The following is a 26,977-nucleotide window of genomic DNA, read 5'->3' as shown; positions in this document are numbered from 1 at the left end:
GTGTCTTCCGACGGTTACGGCGCGCGCCATTCGGTGGAGAGCTGCTGGAGCAGGTCGCTGCGGGCCCGGCGGGCTTGCACGAGCCGGAATCGGTATGCCTCGGGCACCTGATCGACCTGAGCCTCGAGCAGTGTGACCGCTTCCTGGACGGCGGTGAGCCCGTGCTGTAGCTGCTCTTTGGCTCTGATCGTGTTCTCGGCGAAGAACAGAAGTGATTCGGCGAGTTCCGGCAGGTGAGTGTCCGGGTTGACCTCGGCCAGGCGCCTGTTGATGGAGACGGCTTCCTGCGCGGTCTCGAGTGCGTCGTAGTGACGGCCGAGCCTGCTCAACCGGACACCGAGGTTGGTCAGCGACTTGGCCAGTTCGAGTAGGTGAGTGTCCGGATTGGCTTCGGCCAGGCGCCTGTTGAGGGAGACGGCTTCCTGTGTGGCTTCGAGTGCCTCGTGGTGGTGGCCGAGTTCGCCCAACCGGATTCCGAGATTGTTCAGTGACCTGGCGAAATTCTGCGAGTAGGTCTCGGGGTTGGCCGCGGCCAGTTGTCGGTAGTGGGCGACGGCATCCCGGACGGCTTCGAGTGCCTCGTGGCGGCGGCCGAGTTCGCCCAGCCGGATTCCGAGGTTGTTGAGCGCGCTGGTCAGATCCGCCAGGTGGGTGTCCGGGCTGGATTCCGCGAGGCGTCGGTAGATGACGACCCCTTCCTGCGCGGTCTCGAGTGCTTCTTGATGGCGGCCCAGCCGTCCCAAACCCAAGCTGTGCTCTGTCAGGGCTTCCGCGAGTTTGGCGAGGTGGGTGTCCGGGTTGGCTTTCGCCAGGCGCCGGTACAGACCGACGCCTTCCTGCGAGGCTTCGAGCCCCTCGTGGTGGTGGCCCAGCCTGCTCAACCGGATTCCGAGTTGCATCAACGTCTCTGCGAGGCCGGGCAGGTGGGCGTCGAAATCGGCTTCGACCAGCTGCCGGTAGAGGGAAACGGATTCTTGTGCCGCGTCGAGTGCCTCCTGATGTCGGCCCAGTTCGCCCAACCGGATCCCGAGGTTGTTCAGCGACCTGGCGAAATTGAGCAAGTGGGTGTCGGGGTCGGCCTCGGCGAGTTGCCGGTAGAGCGTGGTGGCTTCCTGAACCGCGTCGAGTGCCTCGTAGTGGCGGCCGAGCGCACCCAACCGGGAAGCGAGGTTGTTCAGCGGACTGGCGAGGTGGGGCAGGTGGCGGCCGGGATCGGCCTCGGCCAAGCGTCGGTAGAGGTCGACGCCTTCCTGTGCGGCACCGAGTGCTTGGTGGTTGCGCCCCAACCGACCCAAGCGGATCCCGAGCTGGGTGAGCGCGTTCCCGAGTTCGGGCAGGTAGGTCTCGGCACGGGTTTCCGCCAGTTGCCGGTAAAGGGCGACAGCTTCCTGCGCCGGGCCGAGTGCCTGATGTTGGCGACCCACATCGCCCAGCCGGGTCCCGAGAATTGCGAGCGCTGCGGCGAGGGACGGCGCGTAGCGGTCGGGGTCGGTGTCGTTCAGCGATCGGTAGAGTTCGGCGGCCTGCTCGGCGGCGCTGAGTGCCTCGTGGTAACGATGGGCGGCGCGCAGCTGCCAGGAGTACCGGCGGTAGAGGTCGGCTCGCTCGGCCGGGTCGGTGGTCGAGGTGATGCGGTGCGGAAGCAGCGCGATGTCGAGTGCTCGTGCGGCGGTGGTGGTGTCGAGGCCGGGGTTGTCGGTGAGGTACTGCTGGATGGCGGTCAGGATGTCGGGTGTGATGCCGGGGAGGTCGGCCAGCCGGGTCAGCGTCGCGCCTCCGGTCACGGCGGCTAGGGTGGGGTCGCGGTGCAGGCTCGGGTACAGCAGTGTGGGTGCGAGGTGGGGCCAGCGGCCCGCGGCTTCGACCAGACGGACGATCCCGGCGCTCACCCAAGGTGTTGTCGCGCCGCCATCGCGCCGGATGAGCTGGTGTGCGGCGTCGACGGTCCAGGGGTCGGCCGGTAGTGCGTCGCCGGTGCGGTCCGGCTTACCCGGGGTGTTGAGCGCGAGGAAGTCTTCGCCGAGCCGGTCGGGTTGCAGCGGGGTGAGCACGCTGGTCGTGGTCGGGGGATAACAGAGGCTGTGGTCGTCGACGATCCGCCCGGCGTGAGCTTCATCGACCGCCAGCCCGACCGAGGTGAGCAGGGCGCGGGCGTCGGAGTGGGACATACCGCCGGTGATGGTCGCCAGATGAACCACGCGGCGCATGACCTCGGGGCTGGTGGTGATGAGTTTCCGCTCGAATCGGTCGGCCCAGTCGGTGTATTCAAGACCCAGCAGGTAGGCCGAGACCGCTGCGGGGTCGTGGCCGGGGGAGACGTTGCGGATGCGGGAATGGATGGCCGCCAGACCCGCCATATGGATGGACAACACCGAATCGAACCGGGGGTCACCGAGATCGATGCCGACCCGGTAGCGATTGGCGGGCAAGTCGCGCAGCTGCAACGCCCGGGAGAATCCGGTGACCGCGCTGTCGAAGACCGACGCGCGGTCGAACCGTAACCCCAAGGGCGCGAGTGCCGTCACGCTGGTGGCGACGCCGAGTTCGAGCAAGCGAGAAGACAGGGTCGACCACCAGTACCCGGTGGCGCGTGCCAGCAACAGCACCCGCGCCTTCACACCGCCGGTGGCGGTGACCGCGCGCAGATTGGTGACCAGCGAGTCCAGGTGGGCGACCGGCCAGCGGTGTGCGTCATCGACGACCAGGAGCACCGCGTTGCGGTCGGTCAACGCGATGGTGCCGGGCAGGCCGCTCGCCTCGGTGGTGTGGATCGCCCGCCACGCGGCCCACCCGGTGGCGGTGGCGTTCTCGCAGAATCGACCGGCCAGCCGGGACTTTCCCTCTCCGCCCGCGGCGTGCACCAGATGTACCGCGATGGGCTCGGCTGTGGCCAGCCAGTGGTCGAGTTCGGTGAGTTCGCTGTCGCGGCCGAGGAACCGGACCACGCTGTAGCGTGGCTGCAACAGCAGCGACGGCTGGGCCCGCGCCTGGTCGACCGGCAGCTTCTCCGCACGGGGAAACGGCTCACACCAGTACCGGTGACCGGAGTCGACGGCGCGATCGGTGACGGTGACATCACCGACGACGTGCCGGATGGCGATGACGCTGCCGCCGACGCTGCTGTTGGCGAGCTGTGGCCCCGGGTGACGATCGCGCCACCAGCGCAACTTCATTCGTCTATTTCGACCGAACCCGCGCCACGGATACGGTCGACCCGTCCAGCCACCGTGCTGTCGGTGATCGTCAGATCGGTAGCCGGTTGCCTCCTCGGGCGGCCTGGCGCGCGGGAAGCAGGCGGCGGTACCGCTCCGGGCGCAGGTGTGCGGCGGCGGATGGTGACCGGCCCCGCGACGTCGGTGATCGTGGAAACGCCGCCCCCGATGACGGATCCGGTGATGGAGGTCCCGCCGGTCGAACCGGCTGCCGCTGCGCCGGCATCGCGGCGTGCCAGGACCACGCCATAGATCGAAATGCCCAGCGCCGCGATCCCGACGAACATCCCGACGACGCTGGCCAGCTTGTCACCCTCGTCCAAGCCGAGCGACAAGAACAGCCAGATCCCCAGCCCGATCCCGGTGACGCCGAGAACGATCAGAACCCCACCCCACAGCTTGTTCCGCACGCTTCCAGTATCGACCAACCCACCCGACGACACGACCGGAAACGGACAGCTGATGCCGCCTCGGCACGTGCGGAACGTTATTTGGCGGAACTATTTGATTTTTATCAGTGGAAGGGCGTCAAAAGTGATCGGCGCGAGCGTTATCGGGCTACGCTTCGGAATTCGGCCGCGACAGTGCCATCGATCCGCGCCGCGATCGGACACGGCAATGAGCATGCCGATTACACGCCGAAAAACCCTGCGGCCGTGAGTCTGTCGCGCGGACCCTCGGCGGGCCGCGGGCTTCGCAAGCCTGTTAAGGGCGTCGTACGGCACCTCGCCTCCGTGGCTGGAAACGGCGTGTGCGAACGAGTCCTCGACAAGGTCAGAGCCGGGCGACGCAGACGACGAAATGGCGCTGTTGGTAGACGATCCCGCTGTCGGCCGAGCCGCAGGCGTTGACGTCGACCGTGTTCTGCTTGACGTCGATCACCCGGACCGCGCCGGGGGCGGGGGCCGCGCAGTCCAGTCGCTTGGGATTGTCGGGGGTCAGCTCCATGCAGCCGCCGACCACCCAATCGATATCCAGGCACAGCGCTGCCTGCACGGCGCCGTGCAAGGTGTCGTTGTAGGTGCGGTCGGCGTCGGCGGGACACGTGCTGTTCGCGGGCGCCTTCTCGATGACCTTGTACAGGGAGTTGCCACTGCCACAAGCGGTTTTGTCGATCCCGCCCGCGCCGCCGAACGACACGCAGTCGCCGATGTTCACCTGCAGGCTGGTGGCGCTCTTGTTCGACGCGCCGCGCATCGCCGACGTGGTCGGCAGCGCCTCCGTGGTGGTCGGCAGTGGCTCCTCGGTGGTCGAGGGGGGCGCCGATGCGAGTGGCGCGTCAGCGGTCTGGGCGGCCTTGGCCGGCTCGTCGGCGGGACCGCTCATCGATACCGCGGCGAAGACCACGAGGGCGGCCGCGAGCCCGGTCCCGACCATGAAGGCGGCCAGGGTGATACCGGCACGGACACGTTGGCGCGACACGTCACGTCCTCCAGAGCTGTAACCCTTCGAACCCACCTAGCGACCCGAAGTTGTGAATCTTGCGGATTGAAGACCACGCCATGCATACACTACGGGGCGCGTCCGCGTCGAGTTCTCCTTCCCGGAACCGGTGATCCGTCCCGGAAATGCACCTGCGTGGCCCCGCCATCGACAGGAGTGATCACAATCGGATAACGAACCTTCTCGATCATGTGTGCCGGCCGCCAGGTCTGGAAACAAGTCACGGGCGCTGTACAGTCACACGCCATCCGGCCTCCGGAGCCGGGTGTCTGCTGAGAAGGAATTCCAGAATGAAGTTCGGCACTATTGCCGCCATTACGCTCGGTGCGGTTGCCGCAGTGGGCATCACCGCGGGCGCCGCGAACGCGAAACCCGTAGAACCGGATCGAGAGATCACCACAGCTGGTGTCGAGCAAGGAGTCGACTACCGCACCACGGTCTCCCGCGAGACCGGGGCGATCAGCACCGCCGTCGAGCACGGCAGCTTCGCGGTGGTCGACGACGGCACCAAGATCAAGCTGACTTCCGACACCGGAGCCGTGGTCGCGGAAGTGCCGCTGACCTTCGAGGTTTCCGGCAGCAAGCTGTCGGTCGCGCACGAAATCAGCGACAGCGGACGTCGTCTCGCGCTCACTCCGGTGGCCGACGCCAAGGAGATCGGCGAGATGCAGCCGATCAGCTCGATGAACCGGCTGATCGCCGAACTGAACAAGAACGTCGTCGGCGTGGTCGGCGGTGCGCTACTGGGCGGTCTGCTGGGCGCTCTGATCGGTCTGGGCTTCTTCAGCATCATCACCGGCCCGATCGGCTTGGTCGTCGGTGGTATCGCGGGTGGAGCCATCCAGGGCGGGCAGCCGTTCATGGACGCGCTGATGGCGGTCGTCAACGGCGAGCCCTGATCGATAGCTCGCGGATCGTGTGGGGCAGGCGCACCGCAGCGCGCCTGCCCCACACGTACCGGTTGTCGATCGCCGTGCCGCCAGGACGGCGCCACGGCTGATGCTCGGCACAACGTGCTGAGCAGCGAGAAACGCGCGAGCGCCCGATGCCGCTGGGCGCGTGCTTTCGCGCGGGTAATGCCGAACGATCAGCGCTCGGCGGAACCGGACTCGCCGTCTCGGTGCTGGCGAGATAGTCGCCAGAGGAACTCCGGGTCGTCGTCGGGTCCGATGACGCGCTTGCGCTGTGGTGAACGCGTTTGCGGGGCAGTGGGTCCAGTCCGCTCGGGGCCGAACGCCTTCCAGCACAACACCGCTATTGCCACCACCGCGATGAGTGCCAACAGGTACGTCACGTCGCTCACCTCCTGGTTACGAGGGTAGTCGCGGACGTGACTCCAGCACACCGCAGACGCGAAAATGGTCTGCGGGCGAGCGCGGACCCGAGCACGACGGGCCCGCGCGGCCTGCGATCAGCGTGCGGTCGCCTCGGTGGTCAGCGACTTGAGCAGCTGGAGTACTTCCGATTCGCGGAACCGGCGATGTCCGCCCGGTGTGCGCAACGACCCGAGGCGCCCGGCATGAGCCCAGCGCGTCACGGTCTTGGGGTCGACGTGGAACAGGGCAGCAACCTGGCCCGGAGTCAGCAGGGTGTCCTGGCCGCCGACGGTGATCGCAGTCATAGCAAACCTCTCCGTTCTCGACAGTTCCCTCATCAGATGGCGCCATCGTCGCACTGAAACCCCTAGGTACTCGAACCACCTACAGTTGGTAAAGGGGAGGTAATAGACAAAACGGATGTGCGCCCCACCCCCGGCTATGGGCGTGCACCGGGGGCGGGCAACAGCTTCGCATAGGCTGAGGGATGTGCGTGACGCAACTCCACCAAAAGGTGCTTCCGGACAGCAAACCCCTGGCGCAGGACGCAGGCTGGCCCGCAATCTAGCGCTGTACACCGTCGCCAGGTTGGGTCTCGTGGTGGTGCTCACCGCGGTGATCGTGCTGGCCGCGCGACTGGTGTCGGTGGAGATCCCGCTGGTGGTCGCCGCCCTGTTCGCTCTGATCATCGCGATGCCGCTGTCGCTGACCCTGTTCAAGCGGCTGCGGGTCAAGGTCAACGAGGACATCGCCCTGGTCGACGAGCGCAGACGGCGCGACAAGGCGGAGCTGCGCGCGCGGCTGCGTGGTGATCAGCCGCCCACCCCGCCCGGCTCGGGCACGCCTTCGTGAAATCCTGCGATCACGCCGCCCCGCGCGACTGGGTCGACAACGCGGTGCGGTTGATCGACGCCGACGCCCAGCGCAGCGCCGATACGCACCTGCTGCGCTACCCGCTGCCCGCCGAGTGGAACGTTCAGCTGTATCTCAAGGACGAGTCCACCCACATCACCGGCAGCCTCAAGCACCGCCTGGCCCGCTCGCTGTTCCTCTACGCGATCTGCAACGGCTGGGTCACCGAGGGGACGACGGTGGTGGAGGCGTCCTCCGGTTCCACCGCGGTCAGCGAGGCGTATTTCGCGAACCTGCTCGGCCTCGACTTCGTCGCGGTGATGCCGGCGAGCACCTCCCCGCAGAAGATCGCGCTGATCGAGGCGCAGGGCGGACGCTGTCATTTCGTGCGGCGCCCGCCGGACATGTACACCGAGGCGGCGCGGCTGGCGGCCGAATGCGGCGGCCACTACATGGACCAGTTCACCCACGCCGAGCGCGCCACCGACTGGCGCGGCAACAACAACATCGCCGAATCGATCTTCCATCAGATGGCGTTGGAGACCGATCCGGTGCCGGAGTGGATCGTGGTCGGGGCGGGCACCGGCGGCACCAGCGCCACCATCGGCCGCTATATCCGCTACCGCAGGCACGCGACGAAGCTGGCTGTGGTCGATCCGGAGAATTCCGCCTTCTTCGGCGGATACGAGACGGGGGACGCGGCCTATCAGACCGGAATGTCCTCCCGGATCGAGGGCATCGGCCGCCCGCGGGTGGAGCCGTCGTTCGTCGGCCAGGTGGTGGACCGCATGCTCGAGGTGCCCGACGCGGCGTCCATCGCCGCCGCCAGGTTCGCCAGCACGCGGCTGGGCCGGCGGGTAGGCGGATCGACCGGAACCAACCTGTGGGGTGTGTTCGCCCTGATCGCCGAGATGATCGCCGAAGGCCGCAGCGGCAGCGTGGTCACGCTGCTGTGCGATGGCGGCGATCGGTATGCCGGAACGTATTTCGATGACGAGTGGGTCGCCTCGCAAGGGCTGGACCTCGCCGGGCCGACGGCGATCTTGGAGAAGTTCCTGGCGACCGGCGTCTGGGACGGCTGACCTGCCGCGCGCAGGCGCGTCTTCTTCGTTCGCGGATCGTGGAATCACGCTGGGCCGCGTCCTCGTTCGTCAATTTTTGTTGACACGAGGCCTGTGCGTCAATCAAAATTGACGTCATGACGGAAGCAACCACTCTGGCGGCGGCCGCGGGCAGCCCCGATCCCAAGGTCGGGCTGCGCGCGGTGCTCGCGCTGCGCAGGCTGCTCGAACGTCTCGAAGCGATCCAGGTCGCCAACGCCCGTGCCCAGGGCTGGTCGTGGCAGGCGATCGCGGAAGCGCTCGAGGTCAGCAAGCAGGCGGTCCACCAGAAATACAACCGGAGAGACAGGAGCCGCTGATGTTCGAACGGTTCACCAGGTCGGCGCGCACGGCGATCGTGGTCGCCCAGGAGGACGCGCGGGAACTGCGCTCGTCCACCATCGATGTGGAGCACGTGCTGCTCGGGTTGCTCGCGCAGGGCGAGCCGGAGCTCGCGGCACTGCTCGCCGACGCGGGACTCACCCATGAAGGCGTGCTGCGCACGCTCGCCGAGCAGGGCAAGGGTGATCCGCTCGGCGCCGAGGACGCCGAGGCGTTGCGGTCCATCGGGATCGACCTCGACGCGGTGCGGGAGTCGCTGGAGGCCCACTTCGGCGAGGACGCGCTCGAGCGCGCCGCACCCGAGCCGCGGCGCGGGCTGTTCGGCTGGGGGCGCGCCGGGGACTACCGGCACATCCCGTTCACCAGAGACGCGAAGAAGGTGCTCGAGCTCTCGCTGCGCGAGGCGCTCGGCCGCAAGGACAAGACCATCGAATCCGGGCACATCCTGCTCGGCATCCTGCGGGCGCCCAACCAGACCACCGAGCGCCTGCTCGGCGGAGCCGCCGCGATCGACCGGTTGCGCCCCGAAGTGCACACTTTGCTCGACCGCGCGGCCTGAGTGAGCGGGCATGCGCTGTCCCAGTCGGTCTTTCCGGCGGCGCCTGCCCGCATTCTGGGCCTAGCATTGGCCCATGCAGCTCGTGATTCGGTTGATCATCAACGCGGCGGCCATCTGGCTGGCCGCCTTCTGGGTCGACAAGATCGACATCCTCGCGCCCGAAGGCGGCACCGGCGCCAAGATCGCCGTCGTCCTCGCGGTGGCCGCGGTGTTCACGGTGGTGAACGCGCTGGTCAAGCCGATCGTGAAGTTGCTGTCACTACCGCTGGTGATCGTGACGCTCGGCCTGTTCCTGCTGCTGATCAACGCGTTCATGCTGTGGCTGACCGCCGAGATCACCGACGCGTTCACCGATTACGGCCTGCGCGTCGAGGGCTTCTGGGCCGCGGTGCTCGGCGGCATCATCGTCTCGATCGTGAACTGGGTGCTGGGCATCCTGGTGCCGGACGCGGACTGATTCCCCACGCCGCGGACCACGCTCGGTCTCGCTTCGCGCGAAAGCCGCGTTCGGGCCGAGGCGGTCGCGTCGGTCGAAGGCCGGACTCGCCTACGTTAACCCAGCCCGACCGCCAGCGCGGTGACCGCCGACCACACCAGCAGGGCCAAGCCGGAATCCCGCAGGGCCGGAATCAGTTCCAGGCCGCCCTTGCCGCCGCGCACCGGCGCGTTGGCGCGCACGGCGAGCGGGATCGCCAGCAGCCCGGCCAGCGCCCACGGCGTGCGGGCCACCAGCACCAGCGTCGCGAGGAACGGCACCGTCAGCAGCGCCAGGTGCAGGGTGCGGGTGCGCGGGTCGCCGAGTTTCACGGCGAGCGTGACCTTCCCGGAGTCGGTGTCGGTGGGGATGTCGCGCAGGTTGTTCGCGACGAGCACGGCGCTGGAGAACGCGCCCACCGAGACCGCGAGCAGCACACCCACCCAGTCGATCCGGCCCGCCTGCACGAACTGGGTGCCGAGCACGGCGACCAGGCCGAAGAAGACGAACACCGCCACTTCACCGAATCCGCTGTAGCCGTACGGGTTGCTGCCGCCGGTGTAGTACCAGGCCCCGGCCAGGCAGGCCGCGCCGACGAGCAGCAGCCACCACGCGCTGGTGAACACCAGCACCAGACCCAGGACGGCGGCGATCACCAGACTGACGATCGCGGCGGTCTTCACCGCGGCGGGCGAGGCCAGTTTCTGCCCGACCAAGCGCAACGGGCCGACTCGGACGTCATCGGTGCCGCGGATGCCGTCGGAATAGTCGTTGGCGTAGTTCACGCCGATGATCAGCGCCAGGGAAACGAGCAGCGCGAGAATCGCTTTCCACCACACCGCACCGTCGACGGACGCGGCGGCGCCGGTCCCGGCGAGCACCGGGGCGATCGCGTTCGGCAGGGTACGGGGTCGCGCGCCCTCGATCCATTGCGCTGCAGTAGCCATGCCCGCAGCTTAATGGGCGCAGTCGGACGGAGTCCGTCTTCAGTTCGCGCATGGCCGCAGCGGAGGCGGAGGTACGCCTTAGTGGGCGCGGTCGGACGGAGTCCGTCTTCAGTTCGGTCAGGCCGTCGCCGCCTCCTGCAACCGCGCGAGCCCCTTCTCGAAATCCCGGCCGATGAATCGGTCCATCGGGATGATCTTGCCGATGAAGCCCATCAGGCCGGTCTGCTGTCCGGTCATCTGCCAGGTCACTTCGGTGCCGGTCTCGACCGGGTCCAGGGTGAAGGTCACCATGTTGGTCGCCTTCATCGGCTTCAGGAACTCCAGGCGCACGCCGATCTCGCGGTCGGCGCTGCCGATGATCTCCATGCTGCCCGCCCCGGCCTTGCGATTGCCGCTCCAGGCATAGCGCGCGCCGACACCGGAGTCCGCCCCGGAATAGCTGCGTTGCAGCTGTGGGTCGAGGTCCTCCCACGGCGACCACTTGACCCACTCGCGGAAATCGTTGATCAGCCCGTGCACGCGCGCGGGAGCGGCCGTGATTACGGCCGACCGGACCACCTCGAACTCAGCCATGGGGGTCAGACTATGCGACCGACCGCTCCTGACCGCGGCAAAGAAATCGTGTCGGCCTCGTCGGGCCTGCTCGCCTACGATGACCGCGGGATGTTTCCGGAGCACAACGGCCCGCACGGCCACAGTCGAGCAGTGACGACGCCCGCAGGCGAATCGGTCGTGGTGGCCTTGCTGGGCGAGGTCGCGCTGCGCCGCGAGGGTGCCCTGACACCGCTGCCAGGGGCGCGCTCCCGGCTGTTGCTCACCGCCCTCGCACTGCGACCCGGCCGCAGCCGTGGCGCGGACGCCCTGATCGAGGAGGTCTGGGGCGAACAGCCGCCGCGGTCGCCGATGAACGCGTTGCATACCCAGGTCTCCCGGCTCCGCTCGGCGCTGCCGCTGGGTGCGCTGGAAATCGGCCCGGCGGGTTACCGGCTGACCCTCGGCGCAGACCAGGTCGACCTGGCCTGGGTAGGCGAGCTGGTGTCGCGGGCGCGCGGATTGCACTCCGCGGCCGACCTTCCCGGGTGCCTGGCGGAGATCGCGCGGGCGCGCGCGCTGTGGCGCGGCGACCCCGGCGCCGATCTGCCCCCGGGCGATCTCGCCGACGAGCTGCGCGCCGCGGCCGGGCGGCGGCTGGCCGAACTCGACGAGCTCGAACTCGCCGCACGCGAGGACGGCGGCGATATCGACGGTGCGCTGCGCCTGGCTCGCCGGCGTGCCAGCGCCGATTTCTTGGACGAGCCCGCGCAGCTGGCCCTGCTGCGGCTGCTCGCCGCGGCGGGACTGCCCAACGAGGCGCTGGAATCCTTCGCGGCCTTCCGCTCCCGATTGGCTGACCAGCTCGGCGCCGATCCGGGACCGGCGCTTACCGCGGCGCACACGGCGATCCTGCGCGGAGAGCCGATCGGGCGCCTCGCGCCGCCGCGACCCGCCTCGGGTGGCGCCGCGCCGCCGTTGGCGAAGGGAGGGTCGCGGAGCGGGTTCGCGGCCGATTCGGCGCCGCCGGCCGGTGCCACCGTCGCGGCGGAACCGCAGCTCGCCGCGATCGGCCTGCGTGCCGCGCCCAACGCGCTGCTCGGCCGGACGGACGATCTCGCCGCGCTCACCGCCCTGCTGCGCGAGTCCCGGGTGGTGACCGTGCTCGGCCCGGGCGGCGCGGGCAAGACCAGGGTCGCCAACGAACTCGGCGCGCGGGTGGCGGGCACCCGCCCGGTGGCGCTGGTCGAGCTGGCGTCGGTACGTGCGGAGGGCGGCGACGCCCGAGTGGAGATCGAGGCGGCGATCGCCGCGGTGCTCGGGCTCAGCGAGGTTGCCTTCGACACGGCGGCGCTGCGCTCCGGGCACACCGTCGACCTGCGCAAGCGGTTGCGTGACGCGGTGTCGGCGCGCTCGATGCTGCTGATCCTGGACAATTGCGAGCACCTGATCGACGCCGTCGCCGTGGTGGTCGCCGACTTGATCGGGGTAGCGCACCGGCTGACCGTGCTCACCACGAGCCGCTCGCCGCTGGCGATCACCGCCGAAACCGTGTATCCCTTGCCGCCGCTGACCGTCGATCCGGCAGGCTCACCCGCCACCGAGTTGTTCGCCGCGCGCGCCAGAGCGGTTCGCCCCGCGGTCCGGCTGGACCCGGAGGTCGTCGCCCAGCTCTGCCACACGCTCGACGGGCTGCCGCTGGCCATCGAGCTGGCCGCCGCCCGCGTCCGGGTGATGAGCGTCGAGGAGATCAACGAGCGGCTGGCCGATCGGTTCGCGCTGCTGCGCCACGGCGATCGCAGTTCGCCCGAACGGCACCGCACCCTGCACGCGGTGATCGACTGGAGCTGGAACCTGCTGGACACCGAGCAGCAGGCGACACTGCGCCGGTTGTGCCGCTTCCCAGCCGGTTTCACGCTGTCGGCCGCGGAGGCGGTCGCGAGTGGAGCCGACGTGACCGATGTCGCCGCCGCCGTCGACGGTCTGGTCAACCAATCGCTGCTCACCGTGCTGGACGACGAAATGCACGGCACCCGCTATCGCATGCTCGAGACTGTGCGGGAATTCGGGGAGGAACAGCTGGCCGCTGTCGCGGGCGAGCCGGACTCGGTCGACACCCGGATGATGTGGTGGGCCAGGAACTACGCCGATGACGCGGCGAGCCGGTATGCGACCGGCGATCAAGTCCACCTCGCGCTCTCCGTGGCGGCGGAGCTGGACAACTTGCTCGCCGCGCTGCGCTGTGGCATCGAACGACGGGACGCCGCGACGGCGTACACGGTGTTCCCGGTCGTAGCGACGCTGTGGATGATCCGCGGATCGCACCTGGAAGTGATCGCCTGGGCCGAGCGGGTCATCGAAATTCCGGCGGTCGGCTTCGGCACGGACGGCCCGCATCCGGACCTCGTGCTCGTCACCTACCAGATGATGTTCCTGCATCTCGCTTACACCAACGGCAGCATGCGGGAACTTGCGCAGCTGCGCCTGCGCGTGCGCCGATTGCTCCGGCACCACGCCGAAATCAGTGAGCGAAACCTGTTCGTCGGCCGGGTCGTGCTCACCAGAGCCGACGGACGCGGGCTCAGCAGACTGTTCGCCGAGGCGGCGCATTCGGCCGATCCGGAGACCAGGGCCGCGGCGCTGTTGCTGCGGGCCAACATCCGGGAGAACGGCGGCGACGTGCGCGGCTCCAGCATCGACGCGATCAAGGCGCTGGAGGCTTTCGGGCACGAGAATGTCTGGAGCGGGGCCATGGTGTCCAGGCACCTCGGACAGGCCTGTGGACAGACCGCCCGTTACGCCGAGTCGGTGACCTATTACCGCCGGGCGCTCGACGTGCTACAGCGTCTCGGCGCTTACGAGGACACCGTGGAGACCCGCAGCCTGCTGGTGGCCTCGCTGGTCGGCAGCGGTGAGTTCGAGCAGGCGCGCCGCGAACTCGACCTCGCGTTCGGCACGCCGGACCTGGACAGCTCGTCCTTCGGACAGAATCGACTGCTGTCCACCGTGATGCAGAGCTCGGCCGAGCTGGCGTTCGCGGAGGGTGACGCGGCGGACGGTTTCGCTCGCTACGAGCGAGCGCTCGACCTGTTCGGCTGGCCGGACGGCGCGCTAGGCCCCGGCCCGGGAGCCCTGATGCTGGGCGCGGCGGCGCTCGCCGCGCAGGTGATCCACGGCTCCGCCGACACCGGCGCGGCACTGTGTGCGCAGCTGGCCGAACTCACCGTGCCGATGATGGCCCAGTATCGGGACCTGCCGCAGATCGGCGGCGTGGCCTGCGCGATCGGCTCGTATCTCATCGCGGTCGACCGACGGGCCGGCCTCGGTCTCGACTTGCTGGTGCTCGCTGCGAACGTCTTCTGCCGTCAGGATTACCCCTCGCTGCGCTGGCAACGGCACCTGGACGCGGCCGTCGCGAAGCTCGGCGCCGGCCAGGTCGCCGAAGCCCGCCGCCGCCTCGGTCACCTGCGCCGGAACGACTCCGCCGATCGCATCCTGCGAATGCTGCAGGAACTGGACGACAGTCACCGATCCGGTCGCGGCTCCTCGGGTCCGCGAACATGACGGCGGCACGCCGGGTGACCACTCGTCACCCGCCGTGCCGCCGCTTCGCATGCGCCTCACGCCCGCCGCATATAAGCCTTGACCGTGAGCGGTGCGAAGATCGCGATGACGACCAGCGAGCCGATCAGTGACCAGGCCAGGTCACCGCCGAAGGACGTGCCGTTCATCAGTCCCCGGCAGGAGTTCACCATGTAGTACACGGGATTCACGTGATTGAGCCCCTGCATCCACCCCGGCATCGTGCTCACCAGCGCGAAGGCGCCGGACATGAAGGTCAGCGGGAACATGATCATCATCGAGATGCCCTGCACGCCCGCCGCGCTCTTGCCGGTGACGCCGACCAGCGCCCAGATCCAGCTGATCGCGAACGAGCAGACCACGATGACCAGGCCCGCCGCGACGACCCCGAGCACGCCGCCCTCCGGGCGGTAGCCGATGGCGAGGCCGACGACGATGGTCAGCACGGTCGCGATGACGTAGCGCGCCATATCGGCCAGCAGCGCGCCCGCCAGCGCCGAGATCCGCGCGATCGGCAGGGATTTGAATCGGTCGAAGACACCCTTGTCCATGTCCTCGCGCAACTGGGTGCCGGTGACGACCGACGTGAGCACCACGGTCTGCACCAGGATGCCGGGAATCAGGACCGGCAGGTAGTCTCGCACGCTGCCGCCGATGGCGCCACCGAAGATGTAGGCGAACAAAGCGGTGAACAGGATCGGCTGGATCGTCACGTCGAACAGCTGCTCGGGCTTGTGCTTGATCTTCAACAGGCCGCGGTAGGCCATGGTGAACGAATTCGACACGGTCTGGCCGAGCGGTATGCGATTGCTCGCTTCGGGAATCGCCTTCGGCGTCGCACGGCGCGCCTCGGTCGCGGTGATGGTGGTCATGCTCTGTTCCTTTCGGCTTGCGCGGGCCCTTCGTGGTCATGCGGGCTGCCGCTTGCGGGCCTGAGGCTCACGCTGTGTTCCTTGTCGGCCTGCTCGGGCCCTTTGTGGTCACGTGGGCTGCCCCCTGCGGGCCGGACGCTCATGCTGTGTTCGTTGTCGGCATGAGCGGGCCCTCCGTGGTCACGCAAGCTGCCGCCTCCGGGCCTGACGCTCATGCCGCGCTCTGCTCGGACTCGTCGGTGGTGTCTTCGGCCGGGTGACCGGTGATGGTGAGGAAGACCTCGTCCAGGCTCGGCTTGGTCACGGTGATCTCGTCCACGCCGATCTCCCACTCCCGCAGGCGGATCAGCAGATCGGCGGTGACGCCCGCGTCGGCCAACGGTGCGGTGAGCCGCCCGGCCTCCGGGGTGATCTGCGCTTCGACACCGAGGAAATCGCCGATGATGCGGCGTGCCTCGGCCAGCTGCTCGCGATCGACGAGAGTCAGATGCAGGGAGGAACCGCCCACCGAGGCCTTCAGCTCGTCGGCGGTGCCGTCGGCGATCACCTTGCCGCGGTCGATCACCGCGATCCGGTCGGCCAGCTGGTCGGCCTCGTCCAGATACTGCGTGGTGAGCAGCACCGTCGCGCCCTCACGCACCAAGCGGCGGATGGTCTCCCACATCTGCGCGCGGGTGCGCGGATCCAGGCCGGTGGTCGGTTCGTCCAGGAACAGCAGCGGCGGCGTCGCGATCAGGCTGGCCGCCAGGTCGAGGCGGCGGCGCATACCGCCGGAGAAGTTGCGCAGCGGCTTGTTCGACGCCTCGGTGAGATCGAACTCCTCCAGCAGCTCGACCGCCTTGCGGCGGGCATCGATCCGGCTCAGGCCGAGCAAGCGGGAGAAGACGATCAGATTCTCGGTGGCGGTCAGGTCCTCGTCCACCGAGGCGTACTGGCCCGTGACGCCGATCAGCGAGCGGACCGCTGTCGGCTCCGCCACCACGTCGTGGCCGAAGATCCGGCCGCTGCCGCCGTCCGGTCGCAAGAGTGTCGCCAGCATGCGGATGGTCGTGGTCTTGCCTGCGCCGTTCGGACCGAGCACGCCGTACACCGAGCCCTGCGGCACCGCCAGGCTCACGCCATCGACGGCCCGCTGTTCCCCGAACACCTTGACCAAGCCGTCCGCCTCGACGGCGAGCGCTGACGTTGGTGCGAATGAAGTCATGCCGACAACTGTGGTCGCCCGGACTTGCACGGCTCTTGCACAGCTCTGTCCTTGGCCGCGACTTCGTCGCGGCGTGTTCGCGGCCCCCTTTGTGGCTCGCGTCCGAGCGACCGCCGCTTGCTCCTTCGTCGCGGACGCGGCGGCCGCTCGGACGCGAGCCGGGCCGCGAACGGCGCATGCTCGGTCTCGCTTCGCTCGAAACCTGGGCTGGGGTGCGCCGGGCGCGTCGGTAGGTGAGCTCAGGGCATCGGGCACGCAGGCAGAGGGCCGATCGTCAGCGAGCGGTTGTCGGTGGTTACGGCCTGCGCGGCGGCGGTTCGGAGGTGAGCCGGGCCGCGGCGGATGCTCGGTCTTGTTCGGCTCAATATCCGGGGTTGGGGGTGTGAGTCGGGTGTAGTCGAGCTGAGGGCATCGCCCACGGAGCCGGTAGGTTGATTGCCGGGGCGAGCGGTGGTTGTCAGTGGTTACGGCCCGCGCGGTGGCCGCACGGAGGTGAGCCGGGCCGGGGCTCGGTCTTGATTCCCTCGGAAACTGGTGTTGGGGGTGAGCGTGGGCCTGTCGTAGCCGGGCTCGGGCATAGTGCACGTCGCCCGGAGCCGCTGACGGTCGAGTCGGCCGGTGTTCGCGGCCTGCGCATGGTCGCTCGGACGCGAGACAGGCCGTGTTGGAGGCCAACGCCTCAGTGTCGGGCGTTCGCGGCACCTTCAGGGCTCGCGTCCGAGTGGTCGCTGCTTCGCCGCGTATACGCGGCGTCAGGGCCAGGGGGTGGTGGCGGAGAAAGGTATCGCGCCTGCCGGGCTAGTGCTAGTGGGCCGATTCGGCCAATAGGTATTCGCGGAGTTTGGCGCGGTCGGGCTTGCCCGGGCCGCGGAGGGGGAACTCGGCCAGGACGGCGAGTTCGCGGGGGGCGGCGATGGAGTCCAGTTCGGCGGACACGTATTCGCGTAGCTCGGCCAGGTCGGGCGTCGCGCCGGGGGCGGGGATCACCGCGACGGCGACGCGCTGGCCGAGTCGTTCGTCCGGCAGGCCGAGGACCACCACCTCGCTGATCGCCGGGTGGTTGATCAGCACGGCCTCCACGACCTGCGGGATCACCAGCAAGCCGCCGGTCGTGATCGCCTCATCGAGCCGTCCGGTGATGCTCAGCACGCCGTCGTCGAAGGCGCCCGCGTCCTCGGTGCGGAACCAGCCCGGTTCGGCGAAAGCGGGATGGTCGGGCTGATTGCGGTAGCCCGAGGCGATCATCGCACCGCCCAGCACGACCCGGCCCTCTTCGATCCGGACCTTTGCGCCCTCCAGCGGCACGCCGTCGTATACGCAACCGCCGCAGGTCTCGCTCATGCCATAGGTGCGCACCACGGTGATGCCGGCGGCTCGCGCGCGCTCGTAGACCGGCAGCGGCGTGGCCGCGCCGCCGACCAGCACGGCGTCCAGCTGGGCCAGCGCGGTGGTGGCGACCGGCGATTCGAGCGCTTTGATCAACTGGGTCGGCACCAGGGCCGTGTAGCGCCGTTCACCGCGCATGCCCGTGATGGCGCCCGCCAGGGCCTCGGGCAGGAATCCGCCGGACACGTCCAGCACCGTGGGTTCGGTCCCGGCCAGGATGCTGCGCAGCAGCACCTGGATACCGGCGATGTGATGGGTCGGCAGGGCCAGCAACCAGTTGCCGGGGCCGCCGAGCCGCTCGTGCGTGGCGGTGCCGCTCGCGCGCAGGGCCGCCGTGCTGAGCATCGCGCCCTTCGGCACGCCCGTGGTGCCGGAGGTGGTCACCACCAGAGCGATCTCGTCATCGATCGGCTCGCCGGGCGAGAGGGCGTCGCTCAGTCGTCTCGCCTCGCGCCGGTCGCTGGCGGGAATGGGCAGCCAGGCGGCCCCGTTACCTTCCAGCGCCCCCCTCAGGTGGGGCATGACGTCGCCGAGACCGGACCCCGTCGGCATCACCAACGTTCGCAGTGTCTTACTCATGCCGTGCCTCGCCGTTCGCCCGGCTCGGTCGTGCCCAGAGCCGCTGTGCCCATGGCTCGCTCGGTGCGCTCCCTCACGGTAGGGATCGTGTCATGCCCGCGCCGCCGCGCGCGGAACGGGTCGGTGTGCCGGAGCCGCGCAACCACGCAGCGGCCACCCGGACGGATCGGGGCTCAAGTACGACAGGCATCGAGACTGCGATTCACTCGTCGGACGGGACACGGACACAGCCGGCCCGGACGTCGGCGGTCGGGTGGCCGTCCGAGCGTTATCGTCCTCGCCGGGTGTCGCGTTGGCAACTCGGCGCGGCTCGCCGAACTACCGAACGGAACGGTCACTCCGCAGGTGACCAGCGCGAATCTCGCCTGATCGGATGTGACGGCGGCACCTCGACGAGCACGATCGGCACACCGTCTGGGTCGCGCACCCACATCTCGTGCAGGCCCCACGGCTCCTCGACCGGGGCGCGTTCGATCCTGATGCCCTTCAGCGCCAGCTCGGCCGCGGCGTCGGACACATCGCGCACCTGGAGCCAGATGGCGCCCTCGAAAGACGACGATCTTCCCGAACCGCCGTGCGCGGCCACCTCGACCAGCGACTGTCCGGCGAAGAAGACCGTCCCGCCGGGATACTCCCGCGCGATGGCCAGCCCCAGCCCCTCCCGATAGAACGCGAGCGTGACCTCGTAGTCGGCGGGCCGCAGGATGATCCGGCTGCTGAGGATGTCCATGTCAGAAATGCCAGGGGTAGGGGGTCCAGTCCGGCTCGCGTTTCTGCAGGAACGCGTCGCGGCCTTCGACGGCCTCGTCGGTCATGTAGGCCATCCGCGTCGCCTCGCCCGCGAACAGTTGCTGGCCGACCAGTCCGTCGTCCAGCAAATTGAACGCGTACTTGAGCATCCGCTGGGCCTGCGGGGACTTGCCGTTGATGTCGGCGGTCCACTCCAGGGCGACGTCCTCCAACTCGGCGTGGTCGACGACCTTGTTCACCGCGCCCATCTGGTGCATCTGCTCGGCGGTATACGGGCGGCCGAGGAAGAAGATCTCGCGGGCGAACTTCTGGCCGACCATCTTGGCCAGGTACGCGCTGCCGTAGCCGCCGTCGAAGCTGCCCACGTCGGCGTCGGTCTGCTTGAAGCGGGCGTGCTCGCGGCTGGCCAGGGTGAGATCGCAGACCACATGCAGGCTGTGACCCCCGCCCGCGGCCCAGCCGTTCACCAGCGCGATCACCACCTTCGGCATGAAGCGGATCAGCCGCTGCACCTCGAGAATGTGCAGCCGGCCCGCACGGGCCTGATCGACCGTGTCCGCGGTGTCGCCGCTGGCGTACTGGTAGCCGCTGCGGCCACGGATGCGCTGGTCACCGCCGGAGCAGAAGGCCCAGCCGCCGTCCTTGGGGCTGGGACCGTTGCCGGTGAGCAGGACCGCGCCGACGTCCGGGGTCATCCGGGCGTGGTCGAGAGCCCGGTAGAGCTCGTCGACCGTATGCGGCCGGAACGCATTGCGCACCTCCGGCCGATCGAAAGCGACACGCACGGTGCCCTGCTCGACATGCCGGTGATAGGTGATGTCGGTCAGATTCTCGAATCCCGGAACGGGCCGCCACAGCTTCGGATTGAACGTCACCCTTGTGATTATTGCTGGGTGGGATTGCCGCGCCTTCGCGCGGCGTGTTCGCGGCCCCCTTATGGCTCGCGTCCGAGCGACCGCCGCTTGCTCCTTCGTCGCGTACGCGGCGGCCGCTCGGACGCGAGCCGGGCCGCGAACGGCGGATGCTCGGTCTCGCTTCGCTCGAAACCTGGGGTTGGGGTGCGCTGGGCGCGTGGGTAGTCGAGCGCACAACAGAGCGCACGCGGTTTGGAGCGGTTGATCGGTAGGTCGAGCGGTGAATCGTCGGTCGCTTTGCTGGGAGCCGGGTCGTGAATGGCGGAGGCTCGGTCTCGTTTCGCTCGAAAGCTGGGGTTGGGGTGCGCCGGGTGCGTTGGTAGTCGAGTTCACGGCATCGGGTGCGCGGGCGGAGGGCTGGTCGTCGGGGCGACCTGTGGTCGGCGATTGCCGACTGTGCGCACCTTCGATTTGACGGTGTAAAACTACGCGTTACCGTGCAAGTATGAGCGAGCGAGTGAAACGGGTTATCGACCGGAGTGCGGTGGACGGGTCCCGGTACGAGAAGCACGGCGGGTTTCCGAAGGTCACGCCCGCGCGGGTCGGGCCGAACTTCGGCGGGTTCGTGGACGCCATGCGGACGTTGCAGGATCTCGCAGTATCCGTGGACGCGCCGGACGACGTCTTCGGGGCCGCGCGGGCCAGAGCTCGCGAACTGATCGAGCTGCTCGAGCCCTACCGCGCGCCGGAGTTGCAGGGACCGGCGGGCCGCGCCGTCGAATTGCCGGGCCGCGGAAGTCTTCTGCTGCTGCCGTGGCAAGTGGTCGAGGCGGGGCCGGACGGCATCGAGATGACGGGGGTGTTCCGCCGCTTCCATCTCGGCGGCAACGGAGCCGCGCACGGCGGCGTGCTGCCGCTGTTGTTCGACGACCTGCTCGGCATGATCGTGCACTACGCCGGACGGCCGATCAGCCGCACCGCGTACCTGCACGTGAACTATCGCAAGATCACTCCGCTGGAAACGCAGCTGACCGTTCGCGGGCGGGTCGACCGGATCGAAGGGCGCAAGACTTTCATCACCGCCGAATTGCTCGATGAGCAGGGCGATTTGCTCGCCGACTGTGAAGGTCTGATGGTGGAGTTGCTGCCGTGGCAGCCATAGCCGGGTGAATGCTGGCGCGGGTGCGTATAGTTGCCCTCGCTCGTTCATCGAAACCCGATCCGGAGGAACCTGAAAGTGGTTGCAGCACTGTCTGAATCCCTGCTCGACGACGCGAAGCGCCCGGCTTTCCTTGCCGACGCCGTCGAGGTTCTCGACGCCGAGGTCTCGGACAAGGGTGGTGCGTCCGGCCTGGCTGTGAAGGGTGGCTACGCGGCGGTCAAGAAGATCAGCCCGTCCATCGTGCCCGATGCGCTGGAGTCGTTGGCGCCCAAGTTGGTCGCGCAGCTGGAGCCGTTCTGGCAGGAGTACGCCGCGTCGGGCTCCGGCAAGTTCGCTGATCTGCTCGTCGCCAAGTCCGACGAGGTCGCCGAGGCGTTGCTCGCCGTCACCGACGCCCGGGCCGAGTCCTCCACTCGCCCTGCCCTGCAGAAGGTCTACTCCTCGATGCGCTCCTCGGCGAAGAAGCACGTCGTCGAGGCGCTGCCGCGGGTCGGCGACCTGATCCAAAAGCACGCGGGCTGAGTTTTTTCCAGCGCCTGCGGCGCTGGTGTTCGCGGCCCCTTTATGGCTCGCGTCCGAGCGACCACCGCTGGCGACTTCGTCGCGGCCGCTCGGACGCGAGCCGGGCTGTGTTGGTTTTGCCAGCGCCTGCGGCGCTGGGTGTTCGCGGCCCCCGTGTGGCTCGCGTCCGAGCAACCGCCGCTGGCGACTTCGTCGCGGACGCGGCGGCCGCTCGGACGCGAGCAGGGCCGCGAACCGCGTAAGCTCGGTCTCGCTTCGCTCGGAACCCGGGATTGGGGTGCGCCGGGCACGTGGGCATTCGAGCCGGAGCTACAGTGCACGCTGCCTCGGGGCGGTTGAGCGGGCCCGGTTTGCTCCCTTCGTGGGTGCGCGGCAGTTACCCGGACGCGAGCCGGGCGGGCCGCTTGTATCCCTCCGAGCGATCCGTGTGCCGTGACACAGGCAGTGTGCGAGGACACAGTGTGATTGCGAGCCTCCCGGCAGGGACTTCTAGTTGACTGTCTGCCAGTCTGGAGGCGTGAACCCGTCTACAGCACAAGCGCAGGTCGTCGTCGACGAGCTCGTGCGCGGGGGCGTGCGCGATGTCGTCCTGTGCCCCGGCTCCCGGAACGCTCCGCTGGCCTTCGCCCTGCAGGCTGCCGATGCGGCCGGGCGGCTGCGACTGCACATGCGCATCGACGAGCGAACGGCGGGCTTCCTCGCCGTCGGTCTCGCGATCGCCAGCCGGGTCCCGGTCCCGGTCGTGATGACCTCGGGCACCGCGGTGGCCAATCTCGGACCCGCCGTGCTGGAGGCGAACTACGCCAGGGTTCCGCTGGTGGTGCTCAGCGCCAACCGGCCCTACGAGCTGCTCGGTTCCGGCGCCAACCAGACCATCGAGCAGCTCGGCCTGTTCGGCAGCCAGGTCCGCGCCACCATCTCGCTCGGCCTCGCCGAGGAGGAAGCGGGCGACGCCGATCATGCGCCCTACGGTCAGCAGAACAGCCAGTGGCGCTCGGCGGTCTGCCGGGTGCTCGCCGCGGCGCGCGGCACCCGCTCCGGCAACGCGGGCCCGGTGCACTTCGACGTGCCGCTGCGTGAGCCACTGGTTCCCGACCTCGCGCCGGGCGAGTCGGCTCCCACGGGTCGCGCAGGTGAGTGCGCCTGGACCGAGACCCAGTACGCGACCCTGGACGTGCCGCTCGACCTCGACCTCACACCTGACACGGTCGTCATCTCCGGCCACGGCGCCGGGTTGCGGCCGGAGCTGGTGGATCTGCCCACCGTGGCCGAGCCCACCGCGCCGATGCACGGTCCCGCCTTGCACCCGCTCGCCCTGCCGCTGCTACGGCCGAAGCAGGCGATCATCACCGGCCGCCCCACCTTGCACCGGCAGGTCTCGAAGGTGCTCGCCGATCCGGACATCCGGGTGTACGCGCTGACCACCGGGCCGCGCTGGCCCGATGTATCCGGCAACGTGGTCGGCACCGGCACCCGCGCGGTCACCACCGGCACACCCAGCGCGCAATGGCTGGAACACTGCCGCGAACTCAACGCGAAGGCCGATCAGGTGGTGCGTGCCGAACTCGCACGGCACCCGAAACCCACCGGGCTGCACGTCGCGGCGGTCGTGATGGACGCGCTGCACGACGGCGACCAGCTCCTGCTCGGCGCCTCCAATCCGGTGCGCGACGCCGCGCTGGTGTCGCATCCGCGGCCGGGAGTCAAGGTGCTGTCGAATCGTGGCGTCGCCGGTATCGACGGCACGGTGTCCACCGCGGTCGGCGCCGCACTGCACCACGACGGGCGAACCATCGCGCTGATCGGTGACCTGACCTTCCTGCACGACGCGTCCGGCCTGCTCATCGGGCCCGGTGAACCACGGCCTGCCGATCTGACCATCGTGGTGGCCAACGACGACGGCGGCGGCATCTTCGAACTGCTCGAGCAAGGCGACCCGCAGTACGCGGGCGTATTCGAACGGGTCTTCGGCACACCGCACGGCATGAACCTCGCCGCACTGTGCGCCGCCTACCGCATCCCGCACCGGCAGGTGGATCCACAGCAGCTGGCCGTCGAGCTCACCGGGCACGCCCATGGCACGCGGGTGCTCGAGGTGGCCACCGAACGGTCCAGTCTGCGCGAGCTGCACGCCGCGGTGCGGGCGAAGATCCAGCCCTGACGAGCGGGCGGTCAGTACTCGAGTTCGTCCTCGGGGTCGTCATCGATCGGCACCGCGATGGACTGCTCGATCACGTCCGCCGGGTTCGCCTCCAAGATGTCGCGCTCCAGGATCGCCCGTCCGACGGTGTCCTCCTGTTCCGCCAGGTCGTCGGCAGGCACCGGCTGCTCCGGATACGCCGGAACGGACTGCTCGGCGAGATCGGCCTCAGGGATCGCGTCGGCAAGGGGATCTGACATCGTGCGCTCCTCTCCACGTAGGCCTCTCGATCGGCATACCCGTCGTGGCACGCCGCAATCGAGGCGGACGATCAACTCCGACAGCATCGAGGATGCCCGGGGCAGGGCCGCACGGCAAGCGTCGGTGGGTCAGTGTTGTCGCACTTCGTCGTCCTGCGGCGCCGTGCCGCTCGCGGGGTGCTCGACCAGCGCGAGCGTTCGCCCGGCCATGAACCGCGCGGTTCGCACCGCCGTCCCCGATCGCGTCACCTCGCTGACTTCGACCACGCCCCGCGCGATCCGTACCTCGACCCGCCGACCCGCCCGGGTAGCCGCGATCTCGTAACTGCGAGACCCGTCGCCGACGTCGACGACGATCTCCACTCGATCACCCTTCATCTTTCAATTATCCGCTTTTCCAGGGCTTTTCGCCGCTACGAGTTGGTTGCGAAGGGGTGCGCCGCTCAATTTCGCCGCCTCGCGTCGTCTCGATATCCAGAGACGTTCTCTCGCCCCAAGGAGGCCCGATGACCCCTGAGTTCGATTTCGAGCCCGCAGCCGCCGCACTGGCGACCGTGGTCGGCCGAATCACCGACGACCAGCTCGCCGCGCCGACGCCGTGCGCCGACACCACGGTCGGTGACCTGCTCGCGCACGTGGTGGATCTGACCGAGGCATTCCGTCAGGCGGCCACGAAGGAGGCCGTCGGTGGTTCGGTCGCGCCGCCGCCCCCGTCCGAGCGCGCCCTGCCGGAGGACTGGCGCACGCGCATTCCGGGCCGGCTCGAGGCCTTGGTGGCGGCGTGGCGTGACCCAGCGGCCTGGGACGGCGTGACGGAGGCTGGCGGGGTGAGCGAGCCCGCCCCGGTGATGGCCAGGGTCGCCCTGGACGAAGTGGTCGTGCACGGCTGGGATCTCGCGACGGCCACCGATCAGCCCTTCACCTGTGCCGCCGGAGATCTGGCGACCTTGCTGGACATGCTGAGCGAGATGCCCGCCGAAGGAGTGCCCGGTGCGTTCGGGCCGGTGCAACCGGTTACGGCCGAAGCGTCGGATCTGGAGCGGGTGCTCGCTTTCACCGGCCGCCGCGCCGACTGGACCGCGCAGGCCAGGGGAGCGGTGTCCGGCTAGCCGGGAGTTCGGATCAGAGCCGGGTCACGAAGGAGCCTGCGTTCGCGGCAGCGACCGCGGCGCCGGCGGCCATATCCGCCGCGGCGTCATCGATGGGGTCGCCGCTGGCGAGTAGTCGGTAGTACAGCGGGGCCGATACCGCGGACAGTGCCGCGCGTGCGTCGGTGCCCTCGGGTGCTTCGCCGCGCGCGATGGCTGCCTCGACGCAGGCCGACCATTCGGTGAGCCGGACGTCGTAGAAGCGGCGCAGGGCGGCCGCGGCGGAGTCGTCACAGGTAGCGGCCGCGATCACGGCCCGGAAGAGTTCGCCCTGACGGGGATCGGACAGTGTCCGCGCGACCAGGCGGGCGTTGGCGGTGAGATCGCCGAGCAGGGAACCGGTGTCGGCGTGCGGCAGCGACTGCTCGGCCATGTCGACCAGCAGGTCGGCGATCAGGCCGGTCGGCGTGCGCCAGCGGCGGTAGACGGTGGTCTTGCCGACCTCGGCGCGCGCCGCGACCTCGGCGAGGTCCAGGTGGGCGAAGCCGCGTTCGGCCAGCAGGTCGCCCGCCGCCTGCAGTACCGCGGCGCGGACCCGCGCGGTTCGTCCGCCGGGTCGAACCGATCCGGGAGTAGCCTCTTCCAGCTCCATAACGGGACTCCAGTTTCATTTATGCGCGAACGGGTGTACCGTCCGAGTTGTTAATGGAACTATAGACCCTTTAGGAGGGCGGTCCGATGAACGTTCAGACGGTGGACACGCAGATGGAGTACCGGCGGCTCGGGGCGTCCGGTCTGCTCGTCCCGGCGTTGAGCTTCGGCGCGGGTACCTTCGGCGGCCGGGGTGAACTGTTCGGCGCGTGGGGCGACACCGACGCCGAGCAGGCGCGGCGGCTGGTCGACATCAGCCTGGACGCAGGCGTGCGCATGTTCGACACCGCCGACGTCTACTCCGACGGCGCCTCCGAGGAGGTGCTCGGCGCGGCCGTCAAGGGCAGGCGCGACCGGGTGCTGCTGTCCACCAAGGCGACATTGCCGACCGGCGCCGACCCGTGGGACGCCGGTTCCGGCCGGGCCAGGCTGATCGGTGCGGTGGAGGCGTCGCTGCGCAGGCTGGGCACCGACTACATCGATCTGTTCCAGCTGCACGCCTTCGACGCGGGCACCCCGGTGGATGAGGTCGTCGCCGCGCTGGACGATCTGGTGCGCGCGGGCAAGATCCGCTATCTCGGCGCGTCCAACTTCGCGGGCTGGCAGCTGATGAAATCCCTTGCCGCGGCCGATCGCAACGGTCTGAGCAGGTACGTCGCGCACCAGGTCTACTACTCGCTGGTCGGGCGCGATTACGAGTGGGAACTCATGCCGCTGGGCCGCGACCAGGGGGTCGGCGCGGTCGTCTGGAGTCCGCTGGGCTGGGGCAGGCTCACCGGCAAGATCCGGCGCGGACAACCGCTTCCGGAGGGCAGCCGTCTGCACCGGACCGCCGAGGCCGGACCGCCGGTGGACGAGGAGAAGCTCTACGACGTGATCGACGTGCTCGACGAGCTGGCCGCCGAAACCGGGAAGACCGTCCCGCAGATCGCCCTCAACTGGCTGCTGCGCCGCCCCACCGTCGCGACCGTCATCGTCGGCGCCCGTAACGAGGAGCAACTGCGCCAGAACCTCGGCGCGATCGGCTGGGAACTCGACGCCGACCAGATCGCCCGCCTCGACAAAGCCAGCGCCACCACCCCGCCCTACCCCTACTACCCGTACTACCGCCTCCCCGACTTCACCCGCCTGAACCCGGCCGCGGTGTGAG

At 69.1% G+C, this 26,977-nt stretch carries 27 protein-coding genes; 12 read left to right on the top strand and 15 right to left on the bottom strand.

The annotated features are described in order from the left end of the window. Positions 1-14: 14 nt before the first annotated feature. The 3 genes from LTT66_RS08655 to lppU form a co-directional block, all read right to left on the bottom strand. Positions 15-3,173 carry a tetratricopeptide repeat protein gene (locus LTT66_RS08655; protein ID WP_233065746.1) on the bottom strand — a complete coding sequence of 1,053 codons (3,159 nt, stop codon included), beginning with the start codon at positions 3,171-3,173 and terminating at the stop codon, positions 15-17. After that, positions 3,170-3,622 carry a hypothetical protein gene (locus tag LTT66_RS08650; protein WP_233065744.1) on the bottom strand — a complete coding sequence of 151 codons (453 nt, stop codon included), beginning with the start codon at positions 3,620-3,622 and terminating at the stop codon, positions 3,170-3,172. The genes LTT66_RS08655 and LTT66_RS08650 overlap by 4 nt, the downstream gene beginning before the upstream one ends. Positions 3,623-3,986: 364 nt before the next feature. Next, entirely contained in the window at positions 3,987-4,634 is a 648-nt protein-coding gene (gene lppU / locus LTT66_RS08645) for an LppU family putative lipoprotein (protein ID WP_233065742.1), read from the bottom strand. A 311-nt stretch (positions 4,635-4,945) separates the two neighbouring features. Here lppU and LTT66_RS08640 point away from each other — a divergent pair, with 311 nt between their 5' ends. After that, positions 4,946-5,554 carry a hypothetical protein gene (locus LTT66_RS08640; protein WP_233065740.1) on the top strand — a complete coding sequence of 203 codons (609 nt, stop codon included), beginning with the start codon at positions 4,946-4,948 and terminating at the stop codon, positions 5,552-5,554. 188 nt (positions 5,555-5,742) lie between these two features. On the opposite strand, the gene LTT66_RS08635 is transcribed toward LTT66_RS08640, so the two are convergent. Both LTT66_RS08635 and LTT66_RS08630 read right to left on the bottom strand, forming a co-directional pair. After that, the gene (locus LTT66_RS08635; protein ID WP_043733248.1) at positions 5,743-5,949 is read right to left on the bottom strand and encodes a hypothetical protein; all 207 of its coding nucleotides are present in this window, start codon (positions 5,947-5,949) and stop codon (positions 5,743-5,745) included. A gap of 117 nt (positions 5,950-6,066) precedes the next feature. Then, a complete protein-coding gene (locus LTT66_RS08630; RefSeq protein ID WP_040783886.1) occupies positions 6,067-6,276 on the bottom strand; it encodes a BldC family transcriptional regulator in 210 nt (69 codons plus the stop codon). A gap of 184 nt (positions 6,277-6,460) precedes the next feature. On the opposite strand from LTT66_RS08630, the gene LTT66_RS08625 reads away from it, so the two are divergent. From LTT66_RS08625 to LTT66_RS08605, 5 genes are all read left to right on the top strand, one after another. Then, positions 6,461-6,823, top strand: a complete 363-nt coding sequence (locus tag LTT66_RS08625) for a DUF4229 domain-containing protein (RefSeq protein WP_233065738.1) — start codon at positions 6,461-6,463, stop codon at positions 6,821-6,823. Beyond that, positions 6,820-7,905, top strand: coding sequence for an L-cysteine desulfhydrase Cds1 (gene cds1, locus LTT66_RS08620; RefSeq protein WP_233065736.1), 1,086 nt, complete (start codon positions 6,820-6,822; stop codon positions 7,903-7,905). Before LTT66_RS08625 ends, cds1 begins: the two co-directional genes overlap by 4 nt. Positions 7,906-8,021: 116 nt before the next feature. Next, positions 8,022-8,243, top strand: coding sequence for a hypothetical protein (locus LTT66_RS08615; protein ID WP_043699011.1), 222 nt, complete (start codon positions 8,022-8,024; stop codon positions 8,241-8,243). Continuing rightward, the gene (locus tag LTT66_RS08610) at positions 8,243-8,824 is read left to right on the top strand and encodes a Clp protease N-terminal domain-containing protein (protein WP_181721476.1); all 582 of its coding nucleotides are present in this window, start codon (positions 8,243-8,245) and stop codon (positions 8,822-8,824) included. Before LTT66_RS08615 ends, LTT66_RS08610 begins: the two co-directional genes overlap by 1 nt. Before the next feature lie 73 nt (positions 8,825-8,897). Then, positions 8,898-9,281, top strand: coding sequence for a phage holin family protein (locus LTT66_RS08605; protein ID WP_195066476.1), 384 nt, complete (start codon positions 8,898-8,900; stop codon positions 9,279-9,281). A gap of 95 nt (positions 9,282-9,376) precedes the next feature. On the opposite strand, the gene LTT66_RS08600 is transcribed toward LTT66_RS08605, so the two are convergent. Together LTT66_RS08600 and LTT66_RS08595 are read right to left on the bottom strand one after the other, a co-directional pair. After that, a complete protein-coding gene (locus tag LTT66_RS08600) occupies positions 9,377-10,246 on the bottom strand; it encodes a 1,4-dihydroxy-2-naphthoate polyprenyltransferase (RefSeq protein WP_233065734.1) in 870 nt (289 codons plus the stop codon). Between the two features lie 117 nt (positions 10,247-10,363). Continuing rightward, positions 10,364-10,819: an SRPBCC family protein gene (locus tag LTT66_RS08595; protein WP_233065732.1), complete on the bottom strand. Its 456-nt coding sequence runs from the start codon at positions 10,817-10,819 to the stop codon at positions 10,364-10,366. Positions 10,820-10,951: 132 nt separating this feature from the next. On the opposite strand from LTT66_RS08595, the gene LTT66_RS08590 reads away from it, so the two are divergent. Then, positions 10,952-14,341: an AfsR/SARP family transcriptional regulator gene (locus tag LTT66_RS08590; protein ID WP_233065729.1), complete on the top strand. Its 3,390-nt coding sequence runs from the start codon at positions 10,952-10,954 to the stop codon at positions 14,339-14,341. 56 nt (positions 14,342-14,397) lie between these two features. On the opposite strand, the gene LTT66_RS08585 is transcribed toward LTT66_RS08590, so the two are convergent. The 5 genes from LTT66_RS08585 to LTT66_RS08565 all read right to left on the bottom strand — a co-directional run bounded on the left by LTT66_RS08585 (position 14,398) and on the right by LTT66_RS08565 (position 20,025). Continuing rightward, positions 14,398-15,231 carry an ABC transporter permease gene (locus tag LTT66_RS08585; protein ID WP_195066478.1) on the bottom strand — a complete coding sequence of 278 codons (834 nt, stop codon included), beginning with the start codon at positions 15,229-15,231 and terminating at the stop codon, positions 14,398-14,400. Between the two features lie 211 nt (positions 15,232-15,442). Next, a complete protein-coding gene (locus LTT66_RS08580) occupies positions 15,443-16,435 on the bottom strand; it encodes an ATP-binding cassette domain-containing protein (RefSeq protein WP_233065727.1) in 993 nt (330 codons plus the stop codon). An 804-nt stretch (positions 16,436-17,239) separates the two neighbouring features. Continuing rightward, the gene (gene menE / locus LTT66_RS08575; RefSeq protein WP_233065725.1) at positions 17,240-18,400 is read right to left on the bottom strand and encodes an o-succinylbenzoate--CoA ligase; all 1,161 of its coding nucleotides are present in this window, start codon (positions 18,398-18,400) and stop codon (positions 17,240-17,242) included. A 334-nt stretch (positions 18,401-18,734) separates the two neighbouring features. Beyond that, entirely contained in the window at positions 18,735-19,130 is a 396-nt protein-coding gene (locus tag LTT66_RS08570) for a VOC family protein (protein ID WP_233065723.1), read from the bottom strand. Position 19,131: 1 nt separating this feature from the next. Next, positions 19,132-20,025: a 1,4-dihydroxy-2-naphthoyl-CoA synthase gene (locus LTT66_RS08565; RefSeq protein ID WP_233065721.1), complete on the bottom strand. Its 894-nt coding sequence runs from the start codon at positions 20,023-20,025 to the stop codon at positions 19,132-19,134. 484 nt (positions 20,026-20,509) lie between these two features. Between LTT66_RS08565 and LTT66_RS08560 the strand changes: the two genes are divergently transcribed. From LTT66_RS08560 to menD, 3 genes are all read left to right on the top strand, one after another. Continuing rightward, on the top strand, positions 20,510-21,166 hold the full coding sequence (locus tag LTT66_RS08560; protein WP_233065720.1) for a PaaI family thioesterase: 657 nt from the start codon (positions 20,510-20,512) through the stop codon (positions 21,164-21,166). A 75-nt stretch (positions 21,167-21,241) separates the two neighbouring features. Beyond that, complete coding sequence (locus LTT66_RS08555; protein ID WP_043698964.1) at positions 21,242-21,688, top strand: DUF6918 family protein; 447 nt, start codon at positions 21,242-21,244, stop codon at positions 21,686-21,688. A gap of 517 nt (positions 21,689-22,205) precedes the next feature. Then, positions 22,206-23,849: a 2-succinyl-5-enolpyruvyl-6-hydroxy-3-cyclohexene-1-carboxylic-acid synthase gene (menD, locus tag LTT66_RS08550; RefSeq protein WP_233065718.1), complete on the top strand. Its 1,644-nt coding sequence runs from the start codon at positions 22,206-22,208 to the stop codon at positions 23,847-23,849. An 11-nt stretch (positions 23,850-23,860) separates the two neighbouring features. Here menD and LTT66_RS08545 read toward each other — a convergent pair whose 3' ends face one another. Then, positions 23,861-24,088 (bottom strand): hypothetical protein, encoded by a 228-nt coding sequence (locus LTT66_RS08545; protein WP_233065715.1) that lies wholly within the window; start codon positions 24,086-24,088, stop codon positions 23,861-23,863. Positions 24,089-24,217: 129 nt separating this feature from the next. Beyond that, the gene (locus LTT66_RS08540) at positions 24,218-24,466 is read right to left on the bottom strand and encodes a hypothetical protein (protein ID WP_195097027.1); all 249 of its coding nucleotides are present in this window, start codon (positions 24,464-24,466) and stop codon (positions 24,218-24,220) included. A 128-nt stretch (positions 24,467-24,594) separates the two neighbouring features. Between LTT66_RS08540 and LTT66_RS08535 the strand changes: the two genes are divergently transcribed. Beyond that, positions 24,595-25,197 carry a TIGR03086 family metal-binding protein gene (locus LTT66_RS08535; RefSeq protein WP_233065712.1) on the top strand — a complete coding sequence of 201 codons (603 nt, stop codon included), beginning with the start codon at positions 24,595-24,597 and terminating at the stop codon, positions 25,195-25,197. 13 nt (positions 25,198-25,210) lie between these two features. On the opposite strand, the gene LTT66_RS08530 is transcribed toward LTT66_RS08535, so the two are convergent. Then, the gene (locus LTT66_RS08530) at positions 25,211-25,828 is read right to left on the bottom strand and encodes a TetR/AcrR family transcriptional regulator (protein ID WP_233065709.1); all 618 of its coding nucleotides are present in this window, start codon (positions 25,826-25,828) and stop codon (positions 25,211-25,213) included. 113 nt (positions 25,829-25,941) lie between these two features. Between LTT66_RS08530 and LTT66_RS08525 the strand changes: the two genes are divergently transcribed. Further along, positions 25,942-26,976: an aldo/keto reductase gene (locus LTT66_RS08525; protein ID WP_233069073.1), complete on the top strand. Its 1,035-nt coding sequence runs from the start codon at positions 25,942-25,944 to the stop codon at positions 26,974-26,976. Position 26,977 lies beyond the last annotated feature (1 nt).

The sequence above is a fragment of the Nocardia gipuzkoensis genome (assembly GCF_021183645.1).
Lineage (GTDB): Bacteria > Actinomycetota > Actinomycetes > Mycobacteriales > Mycobacteriaceae > Nocardia > Nocardia abscessus.
Note: the sequence above shows the minus strand (reverse complement) of the source record. Positions and strands in the feature narration are given on the sequence as shown.